Annotated in this window: 8 protein-coding genes; 3 read left to right on the top strand and 5 right to left on the bottom strand. The window is 59.6% G+C overall.

Annotated elements, in window-relative coordinates:
- The first annotated feature begins 193 nt into the window (after positions 1-193).
- Both QMX98_RS30475 and QMX98_RS30480 read left to right on the top strand, forming a co-directional pair.
- The gene (locus tag QMX98_RS30475) at positions 194-1,261 is read left to right on the top strand and encodes a hypothetical protein (protein WP_010455451.1); all 1,068 of its coding nucleotides are present in this window, start codon (positions 194-196) and stop codon (positions 1,259-1,261) included.
- Between the two features lie 16 nt (positions 1,262-1,277).
- A complete protein-coding gene (locus QMX98_RS30480; RefSeq protein ID WP_010455450.1) occupies positions 1,278-1,631 on the top strand; it encodes a DUF1428 domain-containing protein in 354 nt (117 codons plus the stop codon).
- Between the two features lie 14 nt (positions 1,632-1,645).
- Here QMX98_RS30480 and QMX98_RS30485 read toward each other — a convergent pair whose 3' ends face one another.
- A complete protein-coding gene (locus tag QMX98_RS30485; protein ID WP_010455448.1) occupies positions 1,646-1,840 on the bottom strand; it encodes a hypothetical protein in 195 nt (64 codons plus the stop codon).
- A gap of 60 nt (positions 1,841-1,900) precedes the next feature.
- On the opposite strand from QMX98_RS30485, the gene thpR reads away from it, so the two are divergent.
- Positions 1,901-2,440, top strand: coding sequence for an RNA 2',3'-cyclic phosphodiesterase (thpR, locus tag QMX98_RS30490; protein ID WP_282411866.1), 540 nt, complete (start codon positions 1,901-1,903; stop codon positions 2,438-2,440).
- A 237-nt stretch (positions 2,441-2,677) separates the two neighbouring features.
- On the opposite strand, the gene QMX98_RS30495 is transcribed toward thpR, so the two are convergent.
- The 4 genes from QMX98_RS30495 to potA all read right to left on the bottom strand — a co-directional run bounded on the left by QMX98_RS30495 (position 2,678) and on the right by potA (position 6,917).
- The gene (locus QMX98_RS30495) at positions 2,678-3,775 is read right to left on the bottom strand and encodes a polyamine ABC transporter substrate-binding protein (protein WP_083376435.1); all 1,098 of its coding nucleotides are present in this window, start codon (positions 3,773-3,775) and stop codon (positions 2,678-2,680) included.
- A 207-nt stretch (positions 3,776-3,982) separates the two neighbouring features.
- Complete coding sequence (locus QMX98_RS30500) at positions 3,983-4,867, bottom strand: ABC transporter permease subunit (protein ID WP_282411867.1); 885 nt, start codon at positions 4,865-4,867, stop codon at positions 3,983-3,985.
- Entirely contained in the window at positions 4,864-5,745 is an 882-nt protein-coding gene (locus tag QMX98_RS30505) for an ABC transporter permease subunit (protein WP_167362304.1), read from the bottom strand. The genes QMX98_RS30500 and QMX98_RS30505 overlap by 4 nt, the downstream gene beginning before the upstream one ends.
- A gap of 29 nt (positions 5,746-5,774) precedes the next feature.
- Positions 5,775-6,917 (bottom strand): polyamine ABC transporter ATP-binding protein, encoded by a 1,143-nt coding sequence (gene potA, locus QMX98_RS30510; protein ID WP_282411868.1) that lies wholly within the window; start codon positions 6,915-6,917, stop codon positions 5,775-5,777.
- Between the last annotated feature and the right edge of the window lie 163 nt (positions 6,918-7,080).

Below are 7,080 nucleotides of genomic sequence, written 5' to 3' on the forward strand. Positions count from 1 at the left end.
CGCTCCCACAGGGATTGGCGTCGTTCGCAAGCCTGTGTTTCACCACAGACCACTGTGGGAGCGAGCCTGCTCGCGATGAGGCCCTGGAAAACACCACCAGCTCCAAGCGAACAAACCCCGCCACCTATACTCAAATAAACAGTCCTTTGAACACCGGACATACCGTCCGGGGAACACTGTAGGAACCGCGATCTTGAACCTGCGTTCGCTGATCGTCCCCGTGATGGTGGTGTTGGCGGGATGCGCCACGCCTGTGCGTGCCCCGGTGGTGGCGCCGGTCGTGGTGGTGTCGCAAAGCACCTGGCGGCAGGTGGACCAGGAGATTGTCGCCGCGTCGCAGTCCGCGACCGAGCAGACCAAAATCTATGCCCGGGGCGCCATGGATTACTGGCGCACGCGGGTCTACCAACTGACCGAAGAGAACTTCATTCCCTGGTTCAGCAGTTACTGGACCCAGGAATGGCTATCGGTGAAGGTCAGCTGGTACAGCCTCAGTGCCAAGGGTGAGCAGGATGCCTCGGCCAAGCGCCTGGCGGCCTACCTGCTGGAGCAATACCAGAAACGCGTGCTGGCGCCGGTCGCGGTAGAGATCGATCCCGACGCGATTCTCGGCTTGGCGACGGCCTTCTACGTGGACATTCTTCAGGAGGAACTGCAGCGAATCTCCCAGCGCCACGGCGTGCCGATGGCCCAGCTCAACGGCCGCATCCAGAAAATCCCCGCGATTGCACTCGGGCCACCGCCCGCGCGTGATGCGTCGCTGTATCAAGTCGTGCACACCCAACCGCTGAATTCGTTGCCGGCCTACGCGGCGTTGATCGAGAAGATCCACAAGGCGGGAGGCGACAAAGGCGTTGATTCGACCGACACCGCCATGGCGCCGGTGGCCAAGCGCGCCAGTCAACGGATGGAGGCCGAAATGGCCCCGCGAGGCGCGGCCAGTGCGGTGGCCGCAGCAGCCGGGAAACTGGCCGGCGCCCTGATTTCGGTGGGGGTAGCCGGCATTCGGGCGATTATTCAGGCCAATGACCGGCCGGACAGCGAAGCGCTGATTCGCGCCAGCCTGGGCAATACGTTCGACAAGGCCTGGATGAAACTGGTGCAGAACCCGACCTCCGGCGTCATGGCGGGGACGCTGTACATGGCGGCGCAGATCGAGGGCAACCTGGCGGAGAGCGCTGACGTACCGTCGGTCAGTTCGGGCGGCGGCGCTGTCGATTGGAGCCCGACAGAATCGACTACCCAGCAGACCGTTCCATAACCGAAGGAGAAACACCATGTCCTACGTTGATGGCTTCCTCGCTGCCGTGCCCACCGCCAACCGCGAAAAATTCAAGAAACACGCTGAGACCGCTGCGGTTATTTTCAAGGAATGTGGCGCGCTCAGCGTCGCTGAATGCTGGGGCGACGACGTGCCGGACGGCAAAGTAACCTCGTTTCCCATGGCGGTGAAACTCAAGGAGGACGAAACCGTGGTGTTCAGCTGGATCATCTGGCCGGACAAGGCCACCCGTAACGCGGGCATGGACAAAATGATGAACGATCCGCGGATGCAGCCGGACGTCAATCCGATGCCCTTCGATGGCCAGCGCCTGGTCTTTGGTGGTTTTGAAATGATCGTGAAGGCCTGATCCCGTCGAAAGGATCACTCCGGCGACGGGGTGATCCTGCAGCTTTTGCGGTTGCGGATCTCGCTGTCCGTCGGCCGCTCCCTGACGAATTCGAAGCGCGGCTCACCTTCGCTATAGTGAACCAGCCAGCCCCATTCCAGCTCTGACTCATCCTGCCCCGGTTTCGGCGGCATTGCCCACCATGGCTCTTTGCTGATGATCTGTCGCATGGCCCCCTCCCGTTGATTCGGTTGGTTCAACTATAACGTGCATGTCAGGAGCTGCCAGGCATGACTGATGAATCCCGTGAACCGTTCAAGCGGCTGTTTTTCGCGCTCAATTGCCCGCTGGAGCAGCGCAAGGCCATTGCTCAATGGCGCAGCGCCCTTGAGCTGCGCAGCGGGCGTCCGGTGCCGGCGGAAAACTTTCACCTGACATTGTTGTTTTTGGGGGCTGTCGGCGTGGCGCAGATTGGCGAGATCTGTACGGCGGCCGAGAAGGTCCACATACCGGGTATACCGCTGAGGTTGGCGCTGGATCGAATGGAGGTCTGGCGCCGGGCAGGGGTGTTGGTCCTGGCGCCGGAGCAGGCACCGCCGGAGTTGTTGCGTCTGGTGTATGCGCTGGAACAGGCGATGTTGCCGTTTGGCGTTGAAGAGACGCCGAAGGCGTATCGGCCGCACCTGACGTTGATGCGTGATTATCGAATGCCGGTGCCTGAGTCCGCGACGCCGCCCGAATTTTTCCTGCGGGCTGATCGCTTTGTCTTGTTTGAATCCCATAAGGGGCGGTATCGGGCGCTGGCGGAATGGCCGCTGGCCCCCGCATAAAAAAAGGCGCCCGAGGAGGGCGCCTAAGTTCACCTTAACCGAGGAAGCCAGGTGAGGCCGTTCGTCAGAGAGGATGCAGCGGTGGTAAGGCGCTGCGTGAACGGAAACTTTGATAGCGATCATTCCCACGCTCCGCGTGGGAATGCCTCCCCGAACGCTCCGCGTTCGGCTTTGGAAGGGACGCGGAGCATCCCGGGCTGCATTCCCACGCAGAGCGTGGGAACGATCATTCAGCGACTATTTGCCGAGTTTCACCCGCGTCCAGCCCCGAGTCATCACGCGCTGAACGCCGATCGGCATATCCGGAATCGCATACAGCGTCGCCATGACCGCTTGCGGCGGATACGACCCCGGATCATCCCGGATGGCCTCATCCACCAACGGTGTGGCCGCCGAATTGGCGTTGCTGTAGCCGATGTTGTTGGTGATCTCGGCGATGATGTCCGGGCGCATCAGGAAGTTCATGAACAGGTAGGCGTTCTCCACGTTCGCCGCGTCCTTGGGGATCGCGACCATGTCGTAGAAGCTGCCGGCCCCTTCTTTCGGAATGCTGTAATCGATCTTCACTTTGTCGCCCGCTTCCTGGGCGCGCGCCTTGGCTTGCAGCACGTCCCCGGAGTAACCGACCGCGACGCAGATGTTGCCGTTGGCCAGGTCGGAGATGTATTTCGACGAATGGAAATACGCCACCGACGGCCGAATTTTCATGAACAGCGCTTCGGCTTCGGCGATCTGAGCCTTGTCCTGGGAGTTCACCGGATAACCCAGGTAGTGCAGGGCCGCCGGGAGCATTTCGGTAGGCGAGTCGAGGAAGCTGATGCCGCACGCTTTCAGTTTTTCCGCGTTTTCCGGTTTGAACAGCAAGTCCCAGGAGTTGGTCGGTGCGTTGGCGCCGAGCACTTCCTTGACCTTGGCCGGGTTGAAGCCAATGCCGATCGAACCCCACATGTACGGGAAAGCGTGGCCGTTATCCGGGTCACTGGCGGACGCGTTTTTCAGCAGCACCGGGTTGAGGTTTTTCCAGTTCGACAGCTTCGACTTGTCCAGTTCCTGATAGACCCCGGCCTTGATCTGCTTGGCCAGGAAACTGTTGGACGGCACCACGATGTCGTAGCCGGACTTGCCGGCGAGCAGACGTGCTTCAAGGGTTTCATTGCTGTCGAACACATCGTAGGTCACGCGGATGCCGGTCTCGTCTTCGAACTTCTTGACGGTGTCCGGGGCGATGTAATCCGACCAATTGTAGACGCGCAGAACCTTGTCATTGGCCTGGGCAACGGTGGCAATCGCGCCCACTAAGGACAGTGTCAGCAGAGTCCTGCCAAACATTTTCATCGGTACAACTCCATTCTTTTTATTCAGTGACACAAAGCAAAAATGCGGTAAACACAAAACCTGTGGGGCAATACACAACCTGTGGCGAGGGAGCTTGCTCCCGCTGGGCTGCGAAGCGGCCCCAAGAATTCTGGCAACCCTGCCAATTGTGTGAGTGCTGCGCACTCAAGCGCGAGCAAGCTCCCTCGCCACAGTTAACTCAACAACCTAAACCGCCGCTTCCACCATTCGCTTTTCAGGTTGCTGCCACGATTCGCTCGCGGTCTGGTCCATCGCTTCCTGGATCGCACGTTTGCGGGTGGCTTCGGCACGGCGGCTGAAGTACCAGACCATGAAGGTCACGATCGAAACGGCCAACAGAATCAGGCTGGCCACGGCGTTGATCTCAGGCTTTACTCCCAGACGCACCGCCGAGAACACTTCCATCGGCAAGGTCGTCGAACCCGGCCCCGAGACGAAACTCGCCAACACCAGGTCATCCAGCGACAGGGCAAACGACATCATGCCGCCGGCCGCCAGTGACGGCGCGATCATCGGAATGGTGATCAGGAAAAACACCTTGAACGGCTTCGCCCCAAGGTCCATCGCCGCTTCTTCGATGGACAAATCCAGCTCACGCAAACGCGCCGAGACCACCACCGCGACGTACGCCGCACAGAACGTGGTGTGGGCGATCCAGATGGTGACGATGCCACGCTCCATCGGCCAGCCGATCAACTGCGCCATCGCCACGAACAGCAGCAACAGCGACAGGCCGGTGATGACTTCCGGCATCACCAGCGGCGCGGTCACCAGACCGCCAAACAAGGTGCGACCCTTGAAGCGCGTCACGCGAGTCAGCACGAATGCCGCCAACGTCCCCAGCGCCACCGCCGCAATCGCCGTGTAGCAGGCGATTTCCAGCGAGCGCACCACCGAGCCCATCAGTTGCGTGTTGTCGAGCAGACCGGCGTACCACTTGAACGACCAGCCGCCCCAGACCGTCACCAGTTTGGAAGCGTTGAACGAGTAGATCACCAGAATCAGCATCGGCAAGTAGATAAACGACAGGCCGAAAATCAGCATGAACTTTGAAAATCCGAAGCGTTTCATCCCCGTGCCTCCATCTCTTTGGCCTGGCTGCGGTTGAACAGCAGAATCGGCACAATCAGGATCAACAGCATCACCACCGCCAGGGCAGACGCCACCGGCCAGTCGCGGTTATTGAAGAACTCTTGCCACAGCACGCGACCGATCATCAGCGTCTCAGGGCCGCCCAGCAGCTCCGGAATCACGAACTCACCGACCACCGGAATGAACACCAGCATGCAACCGGCAATGATCCCGTTCTTGGCCAGCGGCACGGTGATTTTCCAGAAGTTGTTGAAGTTGCTCGAACCCAGATCCGACGCCGCTTCCAGCAAGCTTTGATCGTGCTTGACCAGGTTGGCGTACAGCGGCAGCACCATGAACGGCAAGTAGGCGTAAACCACACCGATATACACGGCCGTGTTGGTGTTGAGGATCTCGATCGGGTGATCGGTCAGCCCGGTCCACATCAAAAAACCGTTGAGCAAACCGTTGTTGCTGAGGATGCCCATCCACGCATACACGCGGATCAGGATCGCGGTCCAGGTCGGCATCATGATCAGCAGCAGCAAAACGTTTTGCGTTTCCTTGTTGGCCTTGGTGATCGCGTAGGCCATCGGAAAACCGATCACCAGGCACATCAATGTGCTTAAAAACGCGACCTTCAACGAGCCGAAGTAGGCTGAGATGTACAGCTCATCCTGAGTCAGCAGCGAGTAGTTGCCGAGGTTCAGCAGCAGCTGGAATTTCTGCTCGGCGAAGGTGTAGATCTCGGAGTAAGGAGGAATGGCCAGGGCCGCTTCCGAGAAGCTGATCTTCATCACCAGGAAGAACGGCAACAGGAAAAACAGGCACAGCCACAGGAAAGGAATCCCGATGACGAGCTTTCGACCACTCGGCATCAGCCGCATGAACCGCTGATTGAGTGTTTTCATGAGCGCAGTACCACGCCGCTGTCGTCTTCCCACCACACGTAGACTTTGTCGTCCCAGGTCGGTCGCGCGCCACGGCGTTCGGCGTTGGCCATGAACGATTGCACGACTTTGCCGCCAGGCAATTCCACGTAAAACACCGAGTGACCGCCGAGGTAGGCGATGTCATGCACCTTGCCTTGGGACCAGTTGTAGCGAGAGTCCGGCTTGAGGGTACTGACCAACATTTTTTCCGGGCGGATCGCGTAGGTGATCGACTTGTCCTGCACCGAGGTGCTGACGCCGTGACCGACGTAAATCTTCTGTTCCAGGTCCGGGCTATGAATGATCGCGTGACCTTCAAGGTCTTCCACCACCGTGCCTTCGAAGGCGTTCACGTTGCCGATGAACTCGCAGACCATGCGGCTGACCGGTGCTTCATAAATGTCGACCGGGCTGCCGATTTGCGCGATCCAGCCCAGGTGCATGATCGCGATGCGCTCAGCCATGGTCATGGCCTCTTCCTGGTCATGAGTCACCATCACGCAGGTCACGCCGACCCGCTCGATGATTTCTACCAGCTCCAGTTGCATCTGCGAACGCAGCTTCTTGTCCAGGGCGCCCATCGGTTCGTCGAGCAGCAACAGCTTCGGACGCTTGGCCAGGGAGCGGGCGAGGGCCACGCGCTGACGCTGACCGCCGGACAATTGATGGGGTTTGCGTTTGGCGTACTGGGTCATGTGCACCAGGCGCAGCATCTCTTCAACGCGGGCGTCGATTTCGCTGGCGGGCAAACGGTCCTGCTTGAGGCCGAAGGCAATGTTCTGCGCCACTGTCATGTGCGGGAACAAGGCGTATGACTGGAACATCATGTTGATCGGCCGTTCATACGGCGGCATGTTGGTGATGTCGACACCGTCGAGCAGAATCCGTCCCTCGGTCGGGCGCTCGAAGCCCGCGAGCATGCGCAGCAGGGTCGATTTGCCGGAGCCGGAACCACCGAGCAGGGCGAAGATTTCGCCTTGATGGATCTCAAGCGAGACATCATCCACCGCGGTGGTTTCGTCGAATTTCTTGGTGACGCGGTCGACTTTCACCAGCACCTTTTTTGGTGCCTGGTGACCCTCAAGAGCCTTCCTGTAGATGCTGGAGGCGTTTGCCATGTGAAACTCCCAACAGGTTTCAGTCGTCGGGCCAACGCGGCCTGACTTAAGAGTGGATTGCTAGCCCGGACAGGTTCAGTCGGAGCACGAACCCTGTAGGAGCGAGGCTTGCCCGCGAAGGCGGTGTATCAGGTAACGATGATGTCGACTGACACTCCGCCTT

Source organism: Pseudomonas sp. PS02303 (genome assembly GCF_029959925.1).
Lineage (GTDB): Bacteria > Pseudomonadota > Gammaproteobacteria > Pseudomonadales > Pseudomonadaceae > Aquipseudomonas > Aquipseudomonas mandelii.

Coding starts and splice junctions, on each gene's coding strand:
- QMX98_RS30505 (WP_167362304.1), bottom strand. CDS start 5,745: ATGCCGAGTGGTCGAAAGCTCGTCATCGGGATTCCTTTCCTGTGGCTG.
- QMX98_RS30500 (WP_282411867.1), bottom strand. CDS start 4,867: ATGAAACGCTTCGGATTTTCAAAGTTCATGCTGATTTTCGGCCTGTCG.
- thpR (WP_282411866.1), top strand. CDS start 1,901: ATGACTGATGAATCCCGTGAACCGTTCAAGCGGCTGTTTTTCGCGCTC.
- QMX98_RS30485 (WP_010455448.1), bottom strand. CDS start 1,840: ATGCGACAGATCATCAGCAAAGAGCCATGGTGGGCAATGCCGCCGAAA.
- QMX98_RS30495 (WP_083376435.1), bottom strand. CDS start 3,775: ATGAAAATGTTTGGCAGGACTCTGCTGACACTGTCCTTAGTGGGCGCG.
- potA (WP_282411868.1), bottom strand. CDS start 6,917: ATGGCAAACGCCTCCAGCATCTACAGGAAGGCTCTTGAGGGTCACCAG.
- QMX98_RS30480 (WP_010455450.1), top strand. CDS start 1,278: ATGTCCTACGTTGATGGCTTCCTCGCTGCCGTGCCCACCGCCAACCGC.